This window comes from Glycocaulis sp. (assembly GCF_052168375.1).
In the GTDB taxonomy this organism is placed as follows: Bacteria; Pseudomonadota; Alphaproteobacteria; order Caulobacterales; family Maricaulaceae; genus Glycocaulis.
This window is the reverse complement of the sequence record NZ_JBQLZR010000098.1, coordinates 1-21,120: the sequence shown is the minus strand read 5'-3', so window position 1 is coordinate 21,120 and position 21,120 is coordinate 1. Positions and strand designations below refer to the sequence as shown.

At 65.8% G+C, this 21,120-nt stretch carries 20 protein-coding genes; 18 read left to right on the top strand and 2 right to left on the bottom strand.

The features are described from left to right. A partial coding sequence (locus ACTS2Z_RS03995; protein ID WP_442571938.1) for a transglycosylase domain-containing protein occupies nt 1-1,574 on the bottom strand: 1,574 nt, incomplete at its 3' end. Nucleotides 1,575-1,740: 166 nt separating this feature from the next. Between ACTS2Z_RS03995 and ACTS2Z_RS03990 the strand changes: the two genes are divergently transcribed. After that, nucleotides 1,741-2,184: a YcgN family cysteine cluster protein gene (locus ACTS2Z_RS03990; protein ID WP_442571937.1), complete on the top strand. Its 444-nt coding sequence runs from the start codon at nt 1,741-1,743 to the stop codon at nt 2,182-2,184. Between the two features lie 41 nt (nt 2,185-2,225). Here ACTS2Z_RS03990 and ACTS2Z_RS03985 read toward each other — a convergent pair whose 3' ends face one another. Beyond that, nucleotides 2,226-2,525: a GIY-YIG nuclease family protein gene (locus ACTS2Z_RS03985; RefSeq protein WP_442571936.1), complete on the bottom strand. Its 300-nt coding sequence runs from the start codon at nt 2,523-2,525 to the stop codon at nt 2,226-2,228. 359 nt (nt 2,526-2,884) lie between these two features. Here ACTS2Z_RS03985 and ACTS2Z_RS03980 point away from each other — a divergent pair, with 359 nt between their 5' ends. The 17 genes from ACTS2Z_RS03980 to ACTS2Z_RS03900 form a co-directional block, all read left to right on the top strand. After that, nucleotides 2,885-3,367, top strand: coding sequence for a hypothetical protein (locus ACTS2Z_RS03980; protein ID WP_442571935.1), 483 nt, complete (start codon nt 2,885-2,887; stop codon nt 3,365-3,367). Next, the gene (locus ACTS2Z_RS03975) at nt 3,354-4,586 is read left to right on the top strand and encodes a DNA-packaging protein (protein ID WP_442571934.1); all 1,233 of its coding nucleotides are present in this window, start codon (nt 3,354-3,356) and stop codon (nt 4,584-4,586) included. The genes ACTS2Z_RS03980 and ACTS2Z_RS03975 overlap by 14 nt, the downstream gene beginning before the upstream one ends. A gap of 288 nt (nt 4,587-4,874) precedes the next feature. Beyond that, nucleotides 4,875-6,926 (top strand): phage portal protein, encoded by a 2,052-nt coding sequence (locus ACTS2Z_RS03970; protein ID WP_442571933.1) that lies wholly within the window; start codon nt 4,875-4,877, stop codon nt 6,924-6,926. Nucleotides 6,927-6,982: 56 nt separating this feature from the next. After that, nucleotides 6,983-7,885, top strand: a complete 903-nt coding sequence (locus ACTS2Z_RS03965; protein WP_442571939.1) for a DnaJ C-terminal domain-containing protein — start codon at nt 6,983-6,985, stop codon at nt 7,883-7,885. 90 nt (nt 7,886-7,975) lie between these two features. Then, nucleotides 7,976-8,302, top strand: a complete 327-nt coding sequence (locus ACTS2Z_RS03960; protein WP_442571932.1) for a PepSY domain-containing protein — start codon at nt 7,976-7,978, stop codon at nt 8,300-8,302. 31 nt (nt 8,303-8,333) lie between these two features. After that, nucleotides 8,334-9,020, top strand: coding sequence for a response regulator transcription factor (locus ACTS2Z_RS03955; protein WP_442571931.1), 687 nt, complete (start codon nt 8,334-8,336; stop codon nt 9,018-9,020). Beyond that, nucleotides 9,017-10,438, top strand: a complete 1,422-nt coding sequence (locus ACTS2Z_RS03950; RefSeq protein ID WP_442571930.1) for a sensor histidine kinase — start codon at nt 9,017-9,019, stop codon at nt 10,436-10,438. Before ACTS2Z_RS03955 ends, ACTS2Z_RS03950 begins: the two co-directional genes overlap by 4 nt. 50 nt (nt 10,439-10,488) lie before the next feature. Continuing rightward, nucleotides 10,489-11,826: a hypothetical protein gene (locus ACTS2Z_RS03945; RefSeq protein ID WP_442571929.1), complete on the top strand. Its 1,338-nt coding sequence runs from the start codon at nt 10,489-10,491 to the stop codon at nt 11,824-11,826. 40 nt (nt 11,827-11,866) lie between these two features. Beyond that, nucleotides 11,867-12,517 (top strand): DUF938 domain-containing protein, encoded by a 651-nt coding sequence (locus ACTS2Z_RS03940; RefSeq protein ID WP_442571928.1) that lies wholly within the window; start codon nt 11,867-11,869, stop codon nt 12,515-12,517. Continuing rightward, nucleotides 12,514-13,470: a tetratricopeptide repeat protein gene (locus ACTS2Z_RS03935; protein WP_442571927.1), complete on the top strand. Its 957-nt coding sequence runs from the start codon at nt 12,514-12,516 to the stop codon at nt 13,468-13,470. The genes ACTS2Z_RS03940 and ACTS2Z_RS03935 overlap by 4 nt, the downstream gene beginning before the upstream one ends. Continuing rightward, nucleotides 13,467-13,964 (top strand): cytochrome c maturation protein CcmE, encoded by a 498-nt coding sequence (gene ccmE / locus ACTS2Z_RS03930; protein ID WP_442571926.1) that lies wholly within the window; start codon nt 13,467-13,469, stop codon nt 13,962-13,964. Before ACTS2Z_RS03935 ends, ccmE begins: the two co-directional genes overlap by 4 nt. Continuing rightward, nucleotides 13,961-15,892: a heme lyase CcmF/NrfE family subunit gene (locus ACTS2Z_RS03925; RefSeq protein ID WP_442571925.1), complete on the top strand. Its 1,932-nt coding sequence runs from the start codon at nt 13,961-13,963 to the stop codon at nt 15,890-15,892. Before ccmE ends, ACTS2Z_RS03925 begins: the two co-directional genes overlap by 4 nt. After that, nucleotides 15,889-16,263 (top strand): cytochrome c-type biogenesis protein, encoded by a 375-nt coding sequence (locus ACTS2Z_RS03920; protein WP_442571924.1) that lies wholly within the window; start codon nt 15,889-15,891, stop codon nt 16,261-16,263. Before ACTS2Z_RS03925 ends, ACTS2Z_RS03920 begins: the two co-directional genes overlap by 4 nt. Nucleotides 16,264-16,315: 52 nt before the next feature. Continuing rightward, complete coding sequence (locus ACTS2Z_RS03915; RefSeq protein ID WP_442571923.1) at nt 16,316-17,521, top strand: bifunctional alpha/beta hydrolase/OsmC family protein; 1,206 nt, start codon at nt 16,316-16,318, stop codon at nt 17,519-17,521. A gap of 141 nt (nt 17,522-17,662) precedes the next feature. Continuing rightward, nucleotides 17,663-19,144, top strand: a complete 1,482-nt coding sequence (locus ACTS2Z_RS03910; protein ID WP_442571922.1) for a Do family serine endopeptidase — start codon at nt 17,663-17,665, stop codon at nt 19,142-19,144. Nucleotides 19,145-19,181: 37 nt separating this feature from the next. Next, a complete protein-coding gene (locus ACTS2Z_RS03905; RefSeq protein WP_442571921.1) occupies nt 19,182-19,853 on the top strand; it encodes a response regulator transcription factor in 672 nt (223 codons plus the stop codon). Then, nucleotides 19,850-21,120: ATP-binding protein (locus tag ACTS2Z_RS03900; RefSeq protein ID WP_442571920.1), on the top strand; the 1,271-nt coding region annotated here is incomplete at its 3' end. The genes ACTS2Z_RS03905 and ACTS2Z_RS03900, both read left to right, overlap by 4 nt.

Genomic DNA, 21,120 nt, shown 5'->3' with positions numbered 1-21,120 from the left:
CGCCCCGTTCCGTCCAGCACCACGCCTTGCAGCATGGTCGACATGGCGCGGGCATCACTGCGGGAGATGACCTGCTGGGTGCGCGGCTCTTCCTCCGGACGCTCGAAGAGCACATCGCCGCGCGTGGTGCGGATTTGCGAGATGAACCAGGGGTCGAGCCGGCGCCCGTCATTGGCAATCACCGAATAGCTGGCGGCCATGTCCAGAACCGTCACCTCGCTGGAACCGAGTGACAGCGAGGGCACGGCATTGAGCTCTGACATCACGCCCATGCGCCCGGCGATCTCGGCCACTTCGGGAATGCCGACCAGCATCGCCACCTGCGCCGCGATCGTGTTGACGGAGCGCTTCAGCGCATCCTCCATCGTCATGCGTCCGCGATAGCCGCCGCCGAAATTGACCGGTTGCCAGTTGCCATAGGAGACTGGCGTGTCGTTGAACACGCTCGCCGGCGTGTAGCCCGCTTCCAGTGCTGCCAGATAGACGAAGACCTTGAAGGCCGAGCCGGGCTGGCGGCGGGCCTGGATGGCGCGGTTGAACTGGCTGGAGACATAGTCCCGCCCGCCGACCATGGCGCGGATTGCGCCGTCATTGGCCAGCACGATGGCAGCCGCCTCACCGGCATTGAGGTTGGCGCCATCGCCGTCCAGCCTTTCGGTCACGACACGCTGCGCGGCATTCTGGAGGCCGGTATCCAGCGTCGTCTGGATGACGAGATCCGGCACCTCATTGTCCGGCCCCAGCAGGCGCTCGGCCTCGCTCACCGCATAGTCGAACAGATGACCGTACTGGGCCATGCCGCCCGGTTGCAGCGCGCTTTCGACCGGCTCTGCCTGCGTGGCATTGGCGACGATGTATTCCATCGGCGTCAGGAAGCCCGCATCCTGCATCGCTGCCAGCACGTCCGAGGCGCGCGCCTGCGCGGCGGCCAGATTGTCAGTCGGCGCAAGGCGCGAGGGCGCTGCGGGTAGCGCCGCCAGCAGGGCTGCCTCCTGCACCGTCAGTTCGGCGGCGGACTTGTTGAAATAGCGCCGGGCCGCCGCTTCGATCCCGTAGGCTTGCTCGCCGAAATAGATACGGTTGAGATAGAGCTCGAGTATCTCTTCCTTGGTCAGCGTGCGCTCCAGCGCCAGCGCGAGGCGCATTTCCTGCACCTTGCGCCGGATGGTGCGCTCCGGCGTCAGGATCAGATTCTTCACCAGCTGCATCGTGATGGTGGAGCCACCCTGCACGGTGCGCCCGGCGCGGATATTGGCGAAGATCGCCCGCATCGTGCCGCGCCAGTCCACCCCGTCATGCTCGAAATAGCGCCGGTCCTCAATGGCCAGGAAGGCCTGGGGCACGTGCGGCGGCAGGTCTTCCAGCCGCACCGGCACGCCATAGAGCGGCCCGCGTATCGCCAGCACTTCCCCGTTGGAATCCAGCAGGTTGACTGTCGGCTCCATGCGGACCCGCCAGAGGTCTTCCGCGCTTTCCGGCACGGGCGGCAAGTCATGGAAGGCCCAGGTCCACATGGCGTGGGCGGTGATGCCGCCCGCGATCACGAACAGCGAGGCGATACCGGCCAGCACCATCAGGCGGCGCGTGCGTAGCCAGGCATTGAACGCTTGCAGGCGCTCCTTGAAGCTCGTCGGCTGATCGGCGCGGAAAGTGATGGTGAGCCTCCATCAGGCAGGTCGAACTCGGTTCACTGGGGCGAGGCATTCTCAAAGCCAGAGGATCACGGCTAAATTATGGGCGATGGATGGCCAAGCCCCTTTTTACAAGACCAAAAGCCTGGAGCAGATGAGCGAGGCGGAATGGGAATCGCTGTGCGATGGCTGTGGCCAGTGCTGCACGCTTTCACTCATCGATGAGGATGACGCGGACGCCCGCGTGCTGCGCACCTGCATCGGGTGCGAACTGCTCGACCTCAATACCGTGCGCTGCACCGATTACGCCAACCGGCACGCCCGCGTGCCGTCGTGTGTGAAGCTGACGCCGGGAAATGTCGCTACGCTGAGCTGGATGCCGCAGACGTGCGCCTACCGCCTGATTGCCGAAGGCAAGCCTCTTTTCGACTGGCATCCGCTGGTTTCCGGTCGAGCCGGCAGCGTCGTTGAAGCAGGCGTCTCGGTGAAGGGCACTCTGGTGTCCGAACGCGATGTCGATGAGGCCGATTACGAAGATTACGTGCTGGGGTAGGGTTTTCCGGTTTGGTCATACCCGCGCAGGCGGGAACCCGGCTAAAGAAGTGTCTCGTACAGATCGCGCCAATCAGGATTGGCCGCTTCGATCAGGTTCAGTTTCCATGCGCGTTTCCAGCCTTTGATGCGCGTCTCGCGAGTAATCGCGTGCTCCATCGTGGAATGCATTTCGAACCAGACGAGCAGCTTTATACCATATTTCAGGGTGAAGCCGGGCAGTTTTCCTTCGCGGTGTTCGTAAGTCCGTCGCACCAGATCGCTGGTCACGCCGGTGTAGAGCGTTCCGTTGCGCTGGCTCGCCAGAATGTAGACTGCAGGATGGAAGGGACGTTCCAGCATCCCGATATTCTGACAGCTGATTGCGCGAAAGAAACAGCTTTCTGGGTTCCGGCTCTCCGCTTCGCTGCGGCCGGAATGACGACAAAAATCAACACCCTTCTTTCTTCGTCATTCCGGAAAGCGCGTCAGCGCTTGTCCGGAACCCAGCCTCTTTTTGATCTCTGGGTTCCGGGTCTCCCCCGGATCAAGTCCGGGGTTCGCCCGGAATGACGACCGGGAGGGAGATCTCAATTAGCGAAAACCGAGCCATCAACTAAACGCGGATATCTCTGCCGCTGTCACTACGCGTCAGAAATAATTTCCCAAACTTTGCAGGTGTTTGAGGCAAAAGCCCGCCCCTCTCTCCGGCAGGGCGGGGCGTGGGCCATACTTCAGGCATGGTCGAGACAAGCGAGAAAACTTCACCGCCCCGGCGAGACTGGCTGGCCATCCGCGAGGCGCACCGAGCAGGCATGAGCCTTGAGGGCCTCGCGCTGCGGGAGGGCATTTCCAGCCGGTATCTCAAGGACGGCCTCGTCTGGGCGGACAGGATTATCCCGGCGAGCCGCACCGCCAGCCTGAAACTGCGCCTCGAAGCGCATCTGGAGGCGGCAGAAGCCGCACTGGCGCGCGGTGAAACGGCGGATGCGGAAAAGCGGGCGCGCGCGGTCAGCGCGCTCCTGAAAGCGGCGATAAGCGTGGATGACTGGGCACGGCTTGCCGAGATCGCCCGCAAGGCAGAAACAAGCGAGGCGCAGACCCATGCACACACCCGTGAGGCTCTGCTTGAAGAGCTTCGCCGGCGGCTTTCGCGCCTTGATGCGAAGGCCGGCCGCGATGGAACGGCTCATGGCCTCGATTGACGAGGCGGAAGCGGCGCGCATCCTCGATGACTGGGAGAGCTGGGCGCATCCGGCCCAACTGCCTCCGCCGGGCGACTGGCAGACCTGGCTGTTCCTGGGCGGGCGCGGAGCGGGCAAGACCCGCGCCGGCGCGGAATGGATACGCGCCCGGATCGCATCGGGCGCGCGGCGCATCGCGCTGGTGGGGCCAACCCACGGCGATGTGCGCGAGGTGATGATTGCCGGGCCTTCCGGCCTGCGCACGATCGGCCCGCGCGTCACCCGCCCGGTCTGGGAGGCGTCTCGCAGGCGGCTTGTCTGGCCGTGCGGCGCGGTCGCCTACACGTTTTCCGGCGAGGACCCCGATGCCTTGCGCGGACCGCAATTCGACACCGGCTGGGCCGATGAGTTTGCTGCCTGGCGTCATCCGCAAGGCGTGCTGGACATGCTGCGCTTCGGGTTGCGCCTCGGCGCTGACCCGCGCCTGATGGTGACGACGACGCCGCGCCCGCTACCGGCGCTGAAACGCCTTATAGCGGCGGCGGGCAGTGTGATGACCCATGCGGTGAGCGCAGAGAATGCCGCCAATCTGGCGCCCGGCTTCATCGCCGCCTTGCGTGAGCACTATGGCGCGTCCCGCCTCGCCTTGCAGGAGCTGGAAGGCCGTCTGATCGACGATCCGGAAGGGGCGCTGTGGACGCGCGAGATGATCGACGCGGCGCTGGCCCGTGAGCCGTTGCCGCCGGAGCGGATCGTGGTCGCGGTTGACCCGCCCGCCAGTTCCACTGGCGATGAGTGCGGGATCATCGTCGCGGGCGCTTCGGGGCAGGGGGCCGGGCAGAGTTTTACGGTGATCGCCGATTACTCGGTGCGTGCACGGCCGGAAGCCTGGGCGGCGCAAGTGGCAAAAGCCTTCACCGCGCACGATGCCGACAGCGTCGTCGCCGAGAGCAATCAGGGCGGGGAGATGGTCCGCGCCGTTCTGGCCGCGGCCCTGCCGGGCCTGCCGGTGCGGCTCGTCCATGCCAGCCGTGCCAAGCGCGCAAGAGCCGAACCGGTCGCCGCGCTCTATGCGATGGGCCGCGTGGCCCACGCAGGCCGGATGCCAGGTCTTGAAGACCAGATGTGCGCCTTTGGCGCGCCGGAGTTTTCCGGCTCGCCCGACCGGGTCGACGCGCTCGTCTGGGCCATAGCCGCGTTGAAAGGCGGCGGGGCCGAGCCGAGGCTCAGGTGGATATGAATTGCCCTTTACACACCATTCTCCCTCGTCATTCCGGGCGAACCCCGGATCTGATCCGGGGGAGACCCGGAACCCAGAGAGCACAAAAAAGCTGGGTTCCGGACAAGCGCTGACGCGCTTTCCGGAATGACGAAGTTGAGAGGAACACGTCTCTGCCGTCATTCCCGCGCCGCGCGCGGAACAGACCTCCCGGCCTCGTCAGAGGCCGCAAGGGCGAACGCCCGCCCGCGACTTTTCGCGGAACATCGCAACGCGGATGCGTTGCGCAAACGAAAAGAGAAAAACACCATGCTGAGACAATGGCTTGGGCTGCAGCGCAAGAGCGCTGGCAGGCTGGTTGCGCTGTCCGTAGCGCCGCGCGCGAGCTGGAGCCCGCGCGACTATGCCGGTCTTGCCCGCGAGGGCTATGGCCAGAACGCGGTCGCCAATCGCTGCGTGCGCCTGATCGCGGAGGCCGCTGCCGCCGTGCCCTTGCGCATCACGGGCAAGGGACACGCCGCGCAGACGGTCGAGGCCCTGCTGGCCCGGCCCAATCCCGACCAGACCGGTGTGGAGCTTTTGGAAGTCTTCCATGGCCATCTTCAGGTCGCGGGCAATGCCTATCTCGAGATTGCTGACGGCTATGACGGACCGTCAGCGCTTTTCGTGCTGCGTCCGGACCGGATGAATGTCGTGCCGGGGCCAAAGGGCTGGGCCGATGCCTGGGAATACCGCCTTGGCGCTGACCGCCGCCGGCTGGAGCGTGACCGGGCGAGCGGCAGGAGCCCGGTTCTTCACCTGAAACTCTTCCACCCGGACGATGATCATTACGGCCTGCCGCCAATGGCGGCGGCGGCGCGCGATGTGCTGGCCCGGCTTGGAGCGCTCTATGGTTTTGACATGGTGGACCGGGCAGACGGCGTCGCCGCCCTGCCGCGTTCGGGCATTCCCGCCCGCACGCTTGATACGCAGCTTTGCGTGCGCAATGGCAGCGATCATCCGGTAACGCTGACACGCCCTGCGATTGCCGGACAGGTGCGTGAGGTACGCATCGCGCATATTGGCGATGATCAAGCCTATGCTCCCGCCATGGCCTCCGCGCGTGGTCTTGACGCAGCCGTTGAAGGCATTGCCGAGCTGGGAGTGCGCATCCTCGCGGCCCCCGATCAGGCGCGAAACTGGGCGCAGGAATTGCTGGCGGCTGAACGCGCGGACGGTGTGATCTTGGATGCAATCCTGCCCCCATCGCTGATGGCGCTGGAAGCGGGTGATGCGGTGCATCTGGAAGGCGCAGGCCTTCCAGCTACGCCTATGGTGCTGTCCAGCCTCGACGGCATGTCGGTGCGTCAGGCGGGCTTGAGCCTCGCTTCGGCGCGAAGTGCCGTGCTTGCCGGGGCTGTGCCCGCCGCGCGCCAACCTGAACAGGTTACCGCGTCACGCCCCATGCTCGTGGTGATGGACCTGCCCGTGCTGGCCGGTGACCCGGCCAGCTTTTCCGGACTGAAAATCGCAGCCTTTGCGTCGCCCTGGCCGGGGCCACTCACGCTCCATGCCGGGCCGGAACCGGCGGCCTTGCGCCCGGTGGCCGAGATTGCAAAGGCGGCCGTCACGGGCCGCCTCGATGCGCCATTGGGGCCGGGCTTTGAAGGCCGGTGGGACCGGGCCAGCGTGCTGGACATCACCTTGCTGGATGGCGGGCTTGAAAGCGTCGATCCGGCGCTGGCACTGGCGGGCGCAAACCAGCTTGCCGTGGAAGGCGCAGACGGCTGGGAGGTCATCCAGTTTGCATCGGCTGAACTTGTCGGCCCGTCTCAATGGCGCGTCAGCGGCCTCATCCGCGCGATCGGCGGCAGTGCAGCAGCTGGCGCTGCGGCCGGTTCACGGGTCGTGTTGCTGGATGACGCGGTCGTGGCTTTGGATGTCGACGACAACGCCATCGGTGCACCGCTTCATTTCGCGGCTGTGCCCCCAGGCCGGACCCTCGACGATATTTCCGTTCGCCGCATCGAGACGGTGTATCGGGCAACTGCCTTACGGCCTCTCTCGCCGGTTCATGTGCAGGCACACTGGCAGGAGGACGGGCTGGCGGTGAGCTGGATCCGGCGCACCCGCCATGACGGTGATGCCTGGTCGATGGGCGAGGTGGCGCTCGGCGAGGCAGAGGAGCGCTACCGGATCGAACTGGTGGACGCCTCGGGCGGCCTTCAATGGCATCTGGAGACATCCAGTCCGCAAGCGGTGATACCTGCCGCATTCGCTGTGCCGGCGCCTGTAGGCGCTCAGGTACGCGTTGCGCAGATTTCGCAGCGAACGGGGCCGGGTGCGTGGGCGGAAATCGCGCTTCCTGCACCTGTGAGCTAGGGGCTGCAGCCCTTCGCATCGCCAAGCGGGCCGCTCGCTGCTATCTCATCAGCACCATGATGAACCCGTATGCGATTCTGGGCGTTTCGGAGCGCGCCTCGGCGGATGAAATCCGCAAGGCCTACCGCAAGCTCGCCAAGGAGCTGCACCCTGACGCGCGCCCCGGCGACAAGGCCGCCGAGGAGCGCTTCAAGCAGGTGACGCAAGCCTTCAAGCTCTTGTCCGATCCTGAACAGCGGGCGCGCTTTGATCGCGGCGAGGTTGATGCCCAAGGCCAGGAACGTCCGCACTTTCACTACCGCTCCCGCCCCGGCGCCGGGCCCGGCCAGCGCGGGCCGCAAGGCCGGTTCGAGGATCTGGGCGATATCTTCTCAGACCTTTTCGCTGCGCAAAGTGCCGGCGCGCAGCGCCGCAGGCCTGCCGCGGAAAAGGGCGCAGACCTTCGCACGCAGGTAACGGTCAGCCTTCCCGACGCCGTGCTGGGTACCCGCAAGCGCCTGAACCTTCCCGGGGGAAGGGCGCTGGATGTGACCATACCCGCCGGCATGACGGATGGTCAGGTCCTGCGCCTGAAAGGCCAGGGGCATGCCTCGCTTTCGGGCGGTCCTGCCGGTGCGCTGCTGGTCGAGGTGAAGATTGCTCCCCATCCCTGGTTCCGGCGCGAGGGCGACGATATCCGCCTCGACCTGCCCGTATCGCTGAAAGAGGCGGTGCTGGGCGGACAGGTCCGCGCGCCGACGCTGGAAGGTGATGTCGAGGTGCGCATTCCTGCTGGCGCCAGCTCCGGCGCGGTCCTGCGCCTGAAAGGGCGCGGCGCGCCGAAGGCCGGCGGCGGGCGCGGTGATCAGCTTATCCGCCTTCTGGTCGACCTGCCGTCCGGCAATCCGGAGCTGGAGGAGTTTGCCGAAAGCTGGCGCTTGCCGACGGGATATGACCCGCGCCGCCGTTTCAGGGAATGATGCGGGCGCGCTTGGCCTCAGTCGTGCATGTCTGCAATATGATATGGCTGTTCAGATCAGGTTCAGCGCACCGGTGCAAAACATGGCGGCATGATGAAACGCTACGCCCTTCTCCTGACTGCCCTGGCCGCTCTTGCGGCGGCTGACGCACACGCCACTGGCGTGTCTGGCGAAGCGCAGGCGTTTGATCCGCGTTCGCGCTATTCTGCCGATGAAGCCCGCAACCAGAGCCAGGCCGGCAATGTCGTCCCGGCCCGCGTCGCCATCGACAATGTGCGCCAGCGCTATCCCGGCGCCGAAGTGCTCGATGTCGAGCTCGTCCGGTCCGGATCGCCCTATTACATCGTGAAAATTCTGACGCGTGAGGGCCGCCGCATTGATGTGCGCGTGGACGGCGTCACCGGCCGCGTCCAGTAGCGGCGCAGCCAATTTCGAGGGAGTTTGCCCAATGCGTGCCCTGATCGTCGAAGATGATCCCGACCTCCGCCGCCAGCTGAAGGACGTGCTGGACCATTCCGGCTATGCCGTCGACGAGGCGGGTGATGGCGAGGAAGGCTGGTTCATGGGTGATACCGAACCCTATGACGCCGTTGTGCTTGATCTCGGTCTGCCGCGCCTTGACGGCGTGAGCGTGCTGGAGCGCTGGCGCAGCGCGGGCCGGGACTTTCCTGTGCTCATCCTGACCGCCCGCGATCGCTGGAGCGAGAAGGTTGCCGGGTTCGATGCCGGCGCGGACGATTACCTGACCAAGCCCTTCCACCCGGAAGAGTTGCTGGCCCGGCTGCGGGCCCTGACGCGGCGCGCCGCCGGTCACGCCACCTCGACCATCGAGATGGGTGATCTGTCGGTCGATACGCGCGGTGCGCGGGTGTTCGTAGGCGATAATCTGGTCAAGCTCACCTCGCACGAATTCCGGATCCTCTCCTACATGATCCACCACCGCGAACGGGTGATCTCGCGCACCGAGCTGGTGGAGCACATCTACGATCAGGATTTCGACCGGGACTCCAACACGATCGAGGTGTTTGTCGGACGCCTGCGCAAGAAGATCGGGACCGAGCGTATCGAGACCGTGCGCGGCCTCGGCTATCGCCTGGTTGATCCTGGTGCGAGTTCGCGGGCCAAGGCCGGGTGAGCACGGACGGCCGTGAGACGCTGGTCGAACGCGGATCGCTTCTGAGGCGATTGAGCCTGCTCGCCCTTGGCTGGGGCGTGATCCTGCTGACGGTAGGCGCTATCTCGCTGACGGCGGTGTTTCGCCAGACCGTGCTGACCGATCTCGACAGCCGTCAGGCGAGCATTACCGAGTTCCTGCTTATCCAGCTCGAAGCGACGCCCGATGGCGGCGTCGTGCTGACGCGTGATCTCCTCGACCCCCGCTTTGGCCAGGTGTTTTCCGGCCGTTACTGGCAGGTGATTGACGCCGATGCACCCCTCGATGCCGAGCCGGTAGAGCGCTCGCGCTCGCTCTGGGACGAGACGATCATCATTTCCGAGCGCCTGCGAACGGCGGCCGTCGCTGCCAACGGTCAGCCGGTGGCGGGTAATGCCTCCGGGCCTGACGGTCAGCCCTTGCGCCTTGCGGTGCGCGCCGTGGTGCTGCCTGCGCGTGAAGACCCCGTCATTATCATTGCTGCCGAGGACCGCCGTCCGTCTGACCGCAGGGTCTGGACGTTCGGCATGGCCGCTGCGGGCCTGCTGGCCGGGTTTGCCGTGCTTCTGGCAGTAGGTGTGGTGGTGCAGGTGCGCGTCGGCCTGTCCCCGGTCCTGAAACTGCGCCGCGCGGTTGCGCAGGTGCGCGATGGCGAGACGCAGAAGATTTCCGGCCAGTACCCGTCCGAAATGATGCCGCTTGCAACCGAGCTCAACGCGCTGATTGACCATTCGCGCGAAGTCGTCGAGCGCGCCCGTACCCATGTCGGCAATCTCGCCCATGCGTTGAAAACCCCGATCACGGTCCTGTCCAACGAGGCGCGCGGCGATGAGAGCCGGCTGGGCGATCTGGTGCGCTGCCAGACCGCGACGATGACCGGGCAGGTGGAACACCATCTGCGCCGCGCCCGCGCCGCCGCCAATGCGAAAGCCATCGGCGCGCGCACGCCTGCTGGCGAGGTGGTCAATGATCTGGGGCGCACCTTGCGCCGCATCTATGCCCGCCGCGAGGTGGAGCTCGACTGGCAGATCGACGGCGAACCGGTGTTTCGCGGTGAACGCCAGGACCTTGAGGATCTGGTGGGCAATCTGATGGACAATGCCTGCAAATGGGCAAGATCCCGCGTGGAGGTCCGCGTCGGCACCGATGACCATGCGGGTGTAATCCTGTCAGTGGATGATGACGGGCCGGGCCTCGACCCTGAAGCGCGCGCCCGCGTGCTGGGACGGGGTGTAAGGCTGGACGAGCAAGCGCCCGGCACCGGCTTCGGGCTCTCTATCGTCAGCGATCTTGCGAAGGCCTATGGCGGCAGCTTCGTCCTTGAGGAAAGCCCGCTCGGCGGCCTCGGCGCACGGCTGGTCCTGCCGGGCGTCGCGAAAACAGGCGAAACGCGCCATTAACCGCATAATGCAAGGCTGGCCGCTTGTATGACGGTTCCTGCCGGACACGGATGACCACGCTGACACCCGCCAAGATCGCAAAGCTGCGCGCGCTCATGCGTGCCCTGCCGGCTGCGTTGTCAGCGCGCATCGTCGAGGCCGCCGCTGCGGGCGACGAGGCGATGGGCCGTCTTCTGTATGCCTGTACCCGCGATGCCCAGACCTATGTGCTCGAGCGCTTTTTCGCACCCGTGGCGCCCCTGAGCCTTGATCCGGCAACGGCAAGGCCGTCGCTCGCCCACATTCCGCCGGCCATGCTAGCGACAGTCTGGCGCTGGATCGGCGACACGCTCGCGCCGGACATTGTTTCGGACATGCAGGCCCGGTGTGCGGACCCGGCTCGGCCGGTCGATCATGCCGCTGAAGATGCCCTGCGGGCACAGGCTTCCACCCGGATCGTCGACGCCGTCAAGGCTGTGGCCGATGATCCGCGTGCTACCAAGCATCTGCGCCACCTTTTGGGGGTGAGTGATTTTCGCGCGGTGCGCGATCTGGCGACAATTCTGCGCGCTGCCCCGGTCCTGCGAAAAGCGCTCGCTGATATCCCCGCCTCCATACCGGAGCTTTCCGAAGACCTCTCCAAGACCTTGCGGGACCGGTATGACGCTGCGTGCAGCGCTGATCCCGATTCCGGAGTCTGGTTCCTCTATCTGGTCATGGCGCGCCTGCAGCGGCCCTGGGGTATCTTGCGCGTCTTTGAAAAGATCGCGCGGCGGGATGACGACTTCCTGCTCTCGCGCACGGATGTCGCGACGATTGGCGATGCGCTTCTCGAAGACGCTGCCTTCCATGTCAGCGGCTTTGCCGACATTCCCCAGACACTCGAAGCCGCGCGCGACATGGCTTCGGCCCTGACCCAGTTTGCGACCGTCACCGTCGGCATGAGCCGCGAGATCGGCATCCGCAAGGATGGGGGCTGGGGGCGGCAGATCATGACGCTGCGCCAGCGTGCCTCGGCCCAGATGGAGGCGGTTCACGCCGCCGCGCTGACCCAGCTCGACAAGACCGTTCCCGATCCCCACAAGCCACTGCCCGCGCGGTTGAAGCTTTCCGGAGAGGCGCTGGAGGCTGCGGCAAGCCGTATGGAGGTGTTCTGTACCTTCCTGCGCCTGACGCGTGATGATGCATCGCGGGCCGCCGTGGGCGGTGCCCATAGCGCGGTGCTCGACCGGGTGAACCAGCGCCTCGATGCCGCTGCCGAAGCCTTGCTCGGTCAGATGCGGTCACAGGGTGGCGATCCCCAGCACAATGAACGCGCCGCCGTCATTGCGCGCCTGCTCACCGCCCTTGGCCAGCAGGAGCCCGCATCGGTCTTTCTGCGGCGTGCGGCCGCAGCGCGCGCGGCGTGAATGCCTTTATCCCGGCGCGCGGGCAGCCTATGTAGGCGCCATGAGCGCTACGCCTCCCATCGCCCTTGAGGATCGCGGCCAGTCGGGCAACCGGTTGCATTCGCCAAGCGCTGCGCGCAATCGCGCCGCTATTGCCGAAGCGCTTTCAACCATCCTGCCCGCAGAGGCCCATGTCCTCGAGATTGCCAGCGGCACGGGCGAACACGCCCTTGCCTGCATCACGGCCTGCCCCGGCATAAGCTGGCAGCCGAGCGATCCCGACCCGGCTTCCCGTGCCAGCGCCGATGACTGGGCAGGCGAGGCTGGCGGGCGCATGCGCCTCGCTCTCGACCTCGACACCACTGGTGAGGACTGGTGGCGAGATGTGCCCGATGCGGTCAATGCAGTCTTCTGCGCAAACATGATCCACATCGCACCCTGGGAAGCGGCGGAGGGGCTTTTTGAAGGCGCCTCCCACCTGCTGGCGTCCGGTGCCATGCTTGTCCTTTACGGACCCTTCCTTGATGGCGAGGCGACAGCGCCCTCCAATCTTGCATTCGACGCCAGCCTGAAGGCGCGGGATCCACGCTGGGGCGTGCGCACGCTGGATGCTGTGATCGAGCTTGGTACGCGGCACGGTTTCGGCCTTGCAGAGCGCCGCTCCATGCCGGCCAACAATATGATCCTTGTCTTTGTCAGGGCCGCCTCATGATCGTGCTGACCCTCATCATTGCTGCGCTAGGCGTCGGCGTTGCCATGTGGATTGCTTCGCCGCTGGCGCAGGGCGCGCAAAGCCCGATGCACCGGCTGGCTGCCTTCGCCGTCATGGCCGTGCTGGCGGTCGCTGCGCTTGGCGTCTATCTGGTCGGCGGCCAGCCGGGACTGGAGGGCCGGCCCTATGCGGCAACCGAGGCGCGCCTTGCCGCGACCCCGCCTGAAGAGCTGAACCCGGAAGAGCAGGAAGAACGCCTGCGCGCCATCGTGCGCCGCGAGCCTGCCAATGCCGAGGCGCTGGCCCTGCTTGGGCGCTTCCTTGCCTTCGATGAACGCCATCTTGAAGCCATCGCGATGCTGGAGCGCTCGGTCAGGCTGGAGCCTGATGCGCGCGTGTTTTCCGATCTCGGACAGGCCTTGCTCAACCTCAATGAAGGCACGGTCACGCCGGAGGCTGAACGCGCCTTCAATGCCGCGCTGGAACTTGACCCCGGCCTTCCTGAACCTGCCTTCTTCCTGGGCGCAGCGGCCTATGATTCCGGCGACCGGGAGACGGCGCTGGAATACTGGTCGGGCATCATCGCGCGGCTTCCCGAAAATGATCCTTTCCGGCAGGCCATTGCCGTGCGGGCAGCCGATCTTCTGTCGCGACCGGCGGGCGGGCCGCAAATGGCAGGCGCTGATGCAGGCGTGATGGACGAAGACCCCGATGCGATGGTGGCGCGAATGGTCGCAGGGCTGGAGGCTGGACTTGAGGCCAATCCTGATGATCTATCCGGATGGATGGTGCTGGCGCGGGTGCGCACGGTGCTCGACGATCCCGAAGGCGCGGCGGCTGCGATAGAAGAGGCGCGTGCCCGCTCTGGCGGTGATGCCGGAACCGGCGCTATCCTCGATGCGCTGGCCGCAGCAGGGCAGGGAGCCACTCAGGCGGAGGAAGAAACCGAGTGATCAAGGCGCGCAAACGTCTCTGGGTCGTGCTGGCCTCAGCCGCCGTGCTGGTCGGCGCCGGCATTCTTGCAAGCGTCGCGCTCAGCAGCGCGATGACCTTCTTCCATTCACCGGCGATGGTTGCCGAGGCGCCGCCGGCAGCCGGTCAGCGCGTGCGAGTCGGCGGCCTGGTGGTGGAAGGCTCAGTGGAACGCCCTGCGACGGGCGGCGCGTCCTTCACCGTGACCGACACGATTGCCGATATCCGCATCAGCTATGACGGCTCGCTGCCAGACCTGTTCCGCGAAGGGCAGGGGATTGTCGCCGAAGGGGCCTTCCAGCCGGGCGGCCTTTTCGTTGCCGACCGCGTGCTGGCCAAGCATGACGAGAATTACATGCCGCCTGAAGTGGCATCTGCCCTCGCCAGCGCCGAAGCTCAGGGCGCACTTCCCGGCGCTACGGGACGCGACGCCTGGGCGTTGGGTCAATCGCGCGCCGTGCAAGGCCGCTCATGATTGCTGAACTTGGCCGGTTCCTGATCGCGCTGGCGCTGGTCGCGTCAATCGCGCAAATGCTCCTCAGCTGGGCGGGCGCAGCCCGTGGCGGCTCCGACCCTTATGCAAGGGCTGGCCGCACGGCGAGCCTTGCGGCGCTCGCAACATCCGGCCTCGGATTTGCGCTGCTGATCGCCGCCTTCATCCAGTCCGATTTCTCTATCGCTTATGTCGCCGGCCATTCCCATGTCGACAAGCCGCTCTTCTACAAGGTGACGGCTGCCTGGGGCGGGCATGAAGGCTCCATGCTGCTCTGGTGCCTGATCCTCGCTCTGTTCGGCTGGGGCCTGACGCGCGTCGGCCCGGCTGACCCGGCCTTCAGGGCGCGTTCTGTCAGCTTGCAAGGGCTGCTCCAGTCGCTCTTCTTTGCGTTTCTGGTCTTCGCCTCGAACCCGTTCGACCGTCTGGACCCGGCGCCCTTGCAGGGACGCGACCTCAATCCGATCCTTCAGGATCCGGCCCTCGCGATCCATCCGCCGCTTCTCTATTTCGGCTATGTGGGCCTGTCCGCCGCCTTCGCCATCGCCGCTGCGGGCCTGATCCAGAAGACCTCTGGCCGCGAGCTTGCCCGCGCGCTACGCCCCTGGGCGATTGGCGCCTGGACAAGCCTGACGGCTGGTATCTCGCTGGGTGCCTGGTGGGCCTATTACGAGCTCGGCTGGGGCGGCTGGTGGTTCTGGGACCCGGTCGAGAATGCGAGCTTCATGCCCTGGCTGCTGGGCGCAGCTCTGGTGCATTCTGCCATCGCGACGGAAAAGCGCGGCGCGTTCCCGGGCTGGACGGTGTTTCTGGCGCTCCTTGCTTATGTACTCTCCATCCTGGGCGCCTTTCTGGTGCGTTCGGGCGTTATCACCTCGGTTCACGCCTTCGCGCTCGATCCGGAGCGGGGCGTGTGGATTCTCGCCATGCTCGGCGTTTCCGCCGTAGCGGGCTTCGGCCTGTTTGCCGCGCGTGCCAGCCAGCTCGGCGAAGGGGACGGGTTTGAGCCGACAAGCCGCGAAGCCTTTATCGGTGCCAACAACCTGCTTCTGGCGGCTGCTGCTGGCGTTGTGCTTGTCGGCACGCTCTATCCCCTGTTTGTGGAAATGTTTGGCGGCGCGCCGGTCTCGGTTGGCCCGCCCTATTTCAACGCTGCTGCCACGCCGCTTCTGGTGCTCGCCCTGCTTCTGGTCCCGGTCGCACCCTTCCTGCCCTGGGCCAATGGTGGCGCCCGCCCGGCCCTGAAACAGATGCGTGCTGCTTTTCTCCTCCTTCCCGTTGCGCTTGGCGGGATCGCGCTTGTCTGGTTTGGCGCGCCGGTACTGGCTGTAATCGGCGGCGCGCTGGGCGTCTGGGCACTTGCTGGCGCAGGCATGGACATTGTGCGCAGCTATCCGGCCGCTCAGACCCCTGCGCTGAAGTTTGCAGCCGCAGGGCGGGCAATGGCGCATGCAGGCCTAGGCTTCATCGCGCTGGGCGCAGCCGCTGATGCCTCACGTCCCGCCGATGTGAACAGCGCGCTCGCACGCGGCGAAAGCATCGAGATTGCCGGGCGCACCCTGACCCTGACCGAAGTGCGCCGCGCCGACGGGGCCAATTATCTGGCCGACCGGGCGACGCTGGAGGTGTCTCCCGGGTCCACGGTCTATCCGGAGCGGCGCTTTTACTGGGCAGCCGACCAGCACACGCGCGAGGTGGGCCTTGGATCGTCCATCGCCGGTGATGTCTATGTCTCCATCGGCGAGGCCCGTCCGCGCGATGACGGTTCTGCCGCCTATGAGATACGCGCCGCCTTCCACCCGCTGGTCTGGATGCTGGGCCTAGGTGCGAGCCTGATCGTTCTGGGCGGGGCAGGGGCGTTGACGGCGCAAGTCCTGACGCGCCGCAGCGCAACGCAGGTATCGCCATGATGCTGGCCAGCCTCGTTCTTGCCCTCGCCCTGCAGGCAGCGCCTGATCTGGCGCCCGCTGACGAGGCGCGCGCACAGGACCTGATGCGCGAAGTGCGCTGCATGGTGTGCGCAGGCGAGTCCGTTCTTGATTCCAGCGCGCCCATGGCAGGCGATATGCGGCGTTTCATCCGCGAGGAAATCGCGGCCGGACAGGACGACGCAGCGGTACGCACGGCGCTCGTGTCCCGCTTCGGCCATGAAGTGCTGATGCGTCCGCCCGTAGAGACGCGCACCTTGCCGCTCTGGCTCGCACCAATTCTCTTTCTGGGGCTGGGCGGCGCGCTGCTGGTCTCGGCTATGCGGCGAAAGGCCCGCAAAGGCGGCTTGTAAGGCGCAACCGCATGCCGGACACTTCCTGACGATTGTTTTAAGGGAGGCGGCGATGCGGTCAGAGGCGTTCGAGTTCATTGGCAGCCAGGGCGTGAAACTCGCCGCGCGTCTCGACCGGCCAAAAGCGCCGCCTCAGGCCTATGCCCTCTTCGCGCATTGCTTTTCCTGTTCCAAGGACACGCTGGCGGCTGCCCGGATTGCCCGTGCGCTGGCCCAGCGCGGCATTGCCGTCCTGCGCTTCGACTTCACCGGCCTTGGCCATTCTGAAGGCGAATTCGCCAATACGAACTTCTCCTCCAACATCGATGATCTGATCCATGCCGCAGACCATATGCGCGAGACCGGGCAAGCGCCGTCCATCCTGATCGGTCACTCGCTGGGCGGCGCGGCGGTCGTCGTCGCGGCGGCGCGCATCCCTGAAGTGAAGGCGGTCGTCACGATTGGCGCGCCTGCCGATGCCGAGCATGTGAAGCATCATTTTGCCGACGATATCGACACCATCCTCAAGGATGGCGAGGCGCGCGTGAAGCTCGCCGGTCGCCCCTTCACCATCCGCCGCCAGTTCCTCGATGACATAGCCGGTCACAACGTGCTCGATGCGGCGGCGGCGCTGAAAGCCGCACTGCTCGTCGCTCATGCTCCGCTGGACGAGACGGTCGGCATCGACAATGCGACGCGCCTCTTTGTGGCGGCAAAACATCCCAAGAGCTTTCTGGGTCTCGAGGACGCCGACCATCTGCTGACGAAGGCCGGTCCCGCCGAACACGCCGCCAGGGTCATCGCGGCATGGAGCGAGCGCTATGCGTTCGTTGACCCCTTGCCTGAACCGCCCGAAGCGCCCGCCGGCGCCAATTCGGCGCTGGTGCAGGAGACCGGCAAGGGCAAGTATCTCGGCTGGGCGGCAACGGGCGAGGCCCGTTTCCTCGTCGACGAGCCGGAGGATTTTGGCGGGCTGGACGCCGGACCTGCGCCCTTCCAGCTCCTGTCGACGGCGCTGGCCGCCTGCACCACGATGACCCTGCGCATGTATGCCGAGCGCAAGGACTGGGCGCTCGGGCGCATCACCACAATCGTCACTCACCGCAAGGAAGTACGCGGCGAAGGCCAGCCGGAACGCGATGTGTTCTCACGCGCCATCCGGGTAGACGATACGCTGGAGCCGGAACAGGCCGCCAAGCTGGTCGAGATTGCCAATAAATGCCCGGTGCACCGGACGCTGGAGCGCAGCTCGGATATCGAGACGGCCTTCGAAACCTGACACCCTCTTTAACATTACAGCTTCGTCACCATTTGGTAACAGAGCGTAGAACCTGACCCGTTCATGAACGGGCACAGGGACGATTTGGCTTTGCCCTTGCAGGGCGTGGCCTGAACACACCTAACCGCCAGAGGAATCTCCATGATGTCACCGCGCGCCTTTCGTTCGCTTCTGATCCCGGCCCTGCTTGCGGGCAGTGTCTGCCTGATGCCGCTGGAGCTGGCTCCGCAGGCTTCTGCGCAGGCCAGCCGTAACGCTGCCTCCATGCCGCCGGGCACGCCGATGTCGTTTGCCGACCTGATCGAACGGGTCAGCCCGGCTGTGGTGTCGATCGAGGCTGCGGGCAGCGTCGATCCGCGCGGCGTGCCGGACATGGCGGATATTCCGCCGCAATTCCGCGAGTTCTTCGAGCGCTTTGGTGGCCCCAGCGGCCCCGCCCAGCCGCAGGAACGCCGCTCGCAAGGGTCCGGCTTCTTCATTTCCTCCGATGGCCTGCTGGTTACCAATGAGCACGTGATCGCGGGTTCGTCCGAGATCACGGTCACTCTGGCGGATGGCTCCGAGTTTCCGGCCGAAGTTGTGGGCCGTGACGCGGCCACCGACATTGCGCTTCTGCGTGTTGATGGCGGCGAGCGCGAGTTTGCCCATGTGAACCTTGACCGCACGCCCACCATCCGTGTCGGTGACTGGGTCGTGGCTGTGGGTAACCCGTTTGGCCTTGGTGGAACGGCAACGGCGGGCATCGTCTCCGCGATTGGCCGCCCGCTCGGCAATACGCAGCTCTACACGAACTTCCTGCAGATCGACGCCCCCATCAACCGGGGCAATTCGGGCGGTCCGGCTTTTGACCTCAATGGCAATGTCGTCGGTGTGAACTCGGCCATCTTCTCGCCGACGGGCGGCAATGTCGGCATCGGCTTTGCCATTCCGTCCGATCTGGCGGCATCGGTCGTCGATCAGCTGATCGAAGGCGGCGAGGTTCGCCGCGGCTATCTCGGCATTGCGCCGCAATCGCTGACCCCGGATCTGGCCGAAAGCCTCGGCCTGCCGCGTGACCGGCGCGGCGTGCTGGTGGCGGAAGTCATCGCCGGAACGCCCGCTGCCGAAGCCGGCCTGCAGAATGGCGACGTCATCATCCGTATCGCTGGCGAGACCGTGAACGACCAGCGTGACCTGTTCCAGCGTATCGGCGCCGTGCCGCCGGGTGAGCGCGTCGAACTGCGCGTCATCCGCGATGGCCGCGAGCGTAATATCCGCGTGCGTCTGGCCGAGCGTCCCGCAGCCGATACGGCCGGTGGTCAGTCGCCTGCCCAGCCCTCTGCCAACGAGGTGTTCGGCATGGGTGTGGTTCCGGCCGATGAAGCCGCTCGCGAACGCGTCGGCGCGACGGGCAATCGCGGCGTGCTGGTGAACTCCGTGCGCCCTGATTCAGAAGCGGCCCGCCGCGACATCCGGGGTGGTGATGTGATCCTCGAAGCCGGCGGCCGCGATGTCAGCAGCATCGAGGACATCCGTGCCGCCATCGCCGCAGCCCGCGAAAGCAATCGCAATGCGGTTCTGGTCCTGGTCGCGCGTCAGCAGAGCGGGGTGCGCTATGTCGCCCTGCGCCTCGATGCCGAATAGGGCCTTTTGACACCACTCTGGATCGGGAGCTCCGGACATGCGCATTCTCATCATGGAAGACGACAAGCAGGTTGCGGCCTTCATGTGCCGGGGACTGCGCGAGGCTGGGCATGTCTGCGATGCGGCCCACGATGGCGAGGACGGGCTGGAGATGGCCCGCAACGGCCAGTACGACGTCCTCGTCGTTGACCGCATGATGCCGCGCCGCGACGGGCTCTCGGTCATCGAGACCTTGCGCGCCGAGGGCATGACCGCCCCGATCCTCATCCTCTCGGCCCTGGGTGAGGTGGACGACCGGGTTGATGGCCTCAAGTCAGGCGCGGACGATTATCTGGTAAAGCCCTACGCCTTTGCCGAGCTTCTCGCCCGTGTCGAGGTTCTGGCCCGCCGGCGCGATCCGGGTTCTGTCCAGACCCAGCTTCTGGTCGGCGACCTTGAAATGGATTTGCTGGCCCGGACGGTAAAGCGGGGCGGGGAGGATGTCCTCCTGCAGCCGCGCGAGTTCCGCCTGCTGGAGTTTCTCATGCGTCATGCCGGTCAGGTCGTGACGCGCACCATGCTGCTGGAAAAGGTCTGGGACTATCACTTTGATCCCCAGACCAACGTGATTGACGTTCACATCTCCCGCCTGCGTTCCAAGATCGACAAGCCGTTCGGCTCCACCATGCTGCATACCGTGCGTGGCGCCGGATACCGGCTGCAGGCGTGAGCGACACGCCCATAGAGGCACCGGCAAAAGATGGCAGGTTCATCCTGCCCTCTTTCGCCCGCACGACTGCATTCCGCCTGACGCTCCTGTCGGCGGCGCTGTTTGCCTTTTCCAGCTTTGTGATCCTGGCTCTGGTCTATGCGGCTACCATCACCGCCGGTGTACGCCGCGCGGACAATGCGATTGCGCAGGAAAGCATCGCCATCGAGTCGCGCTTCCGCGCCGAGGGTGTGGCGGCGGCCAACCGCTATATCGTGCAGCGCTCGGTGGCGGGGGGCGAGTTTCTCTACCTTCTGAACCAGCCTTCCGGGCGCAGGCTTTCAGGCAATATCTCCAACCTTCCCTCGACCCAGCCGGATGAAGAGGGCCGGGTCCGCTTCACCTATGAGCGCGCGCCTGTTGGCGGGCAGAGCGGGGCCGAACCCAGCCGCTCCGCGCGCGGCCTCATCAGTACGCTGGAAGGCGGCTATACGCTCTTTGTCGGACTGGATGTGGAAGACGAAGCCCGCTTCGTCACCTACATTCTCAACGCCGTGCTGATCGCATCGGGCCTTGCGGTGGCCATGGGCATCGTGTCAGGCGCGGTGGTCAGCCGCCGCTTTGCCCGGCGCCTCGACACCATCAATGCGGCTGCGCGCGAGGTCATGGCCGGGCGCCTGCAAAGCCGCGCGCCGCGCAATTTCTCAGGCGACGAGCTCGATGACCTTGCGGCCAATTTCAATGACATGCTGGACCGCGTTGAGCGCCTCATGCAGCGCATGCGCTCAGCGGGCGATTCCATCGCCCATGACTTGCGCCTGCCACTGACGCGCATGCGCGGACGGCTGGAATCGGCGCTGGTGACCGAGGGCGATCTTGCAGACCGCGAAGCGGCGCTGGCGCAGGCCATCTCTGATGCCGATGAATTGCTGAAGACCTTCAACGCAGTGATGTCGCTGTCCCGCCTGCAGACGGGCGAGCGCCGCCGCGCCTTCGAGGTACTCGATCCGGCAGAGATCATCGCCGATGTAGCTGAGCTCTACGAACCGGTCTGCGAGGAGACCGGCCACGACTTCGCGATGGACGCTGCATCAGGCCTCGCCATTCGCGGTGACCGGGAACTCGTCGCGCAGGCGGTTGCAAACCTTGTCGACAACGCCATCAAATACACACCCGAAGGCGGGGCCATCATGTTGCGCCTGAGGGCGACCTCGTCTGGCGCGGTGGAGATTTCGGTCACCGATACCGGTCCCGGCATTCCGGCAGAAGAACGCCCGCGTGTGCTGGA

Coding starts and splice junctions, on each gene's coding strand:
- ACTS2Z_RS03990 (WP_442571937.1), top strand. CDS start 1,741: ATGGATGGCCAAGCCCCTTTTTACAAGACCAAAAGCCTGGAGCAGATG.
- ACTS2Z_RS03985 (WP_442571936.1), bottom strand. CDS start 2,525: ATGCTGGAACGTCCCTTCCATCCTGCAGTCTACATTCTGGCGAGCCAG.
- ACTS2Z_RS03975 (WP_442571934.1), top strand. CDS start 3,354: ATGGCCTCGATTGACGAGGCGGAAGCGGCGCGCATCCTCGATGACTGG.
- ACTS2Z_RS03970 (WP_442571933.1), top strand. CDS start 4,875: ATGCTGAGACAATGGCTTGGGCTGCAGCGCAAGAGCGCTGGCAGGCTG.
- ACTS2Z_RS03965 (WP_442571939.1), top strand. CDS start 6,983: ATGATGAACCCGTATGCGATTCTGGGCGTTTCGGAGCGCGCCTCGGCG.
- ACTS2Z_RS03960 (WP_442571932.1), top strand. CDS start 7,976: ATGATGAAACGCTACGCCCTTCTCCTGACTGCCCTGGCCGCTCTTGCG.
- ACTS2Z_RS03955 (WP_442571931.1), top strand. CDS start 8,334: ATGCGTGCCCTGATCGTCGAAGATGATCCCGACCTCCGCCGCCAGCTG.
- ACTS2Z_RS03945 (WP_442571929.1), top strand. CDS start 10,489: ATGACCACGCTGACACCCGCCAAGATCGCAAAGCTGCGCGCGCTCATG.
- ACTS2Z_RS03940 (WP_442571928.1), top strand. CDS start 11,867: ATGAGCGCTACGCCTCCCATCGCCCTTGAGGATCGCGGCCAGTCGGGC.
- ACTS2Z_RS03935 (WP_442571927.1), top strand. CDS start 12,514: ATGATCGTGCTGACCCTCATCATTGCTGCGCTAGGCGTCGGCGTTGCC.
- ACTS2Z_RS03925 (WP_442571925.1), top strand. CDS start 13,961: ATGATTGCTGAACTTGGCCGGTTCCTGATCGCGCTGGCGCTGGTCGCG.
- ACTS2Z_RS03920 (WP_442571924.1), top strand. CDS start 15,889: ATGATGCTGGCCAGCCTCGTTCTTGCCCTCGCCCTGCAGGCAGCGCCT.
- ACTS2Z_RS03915 (WP_442571923.1), top strand. CDS start 16,316: ATGCGGTCAGAGGCGTTCGAGTTCATTGGCAGCCAGGGCGTGAAACTC.
- ACTS2Z_RS03910 (WP_442571922.1), top strand. CDS start 17,663: ATGATGTCACCGCGCGCCTTTCGTTCGCTTCTGATCCCGGCCCTGCTT.
- ACTS2Z_RS03905 (WP_442571921.1), top strand. CDS start 19,182: ATGCGCATTCTCATCATGGAAGACGACAAGCAGGTTGCGGCCTTCATG.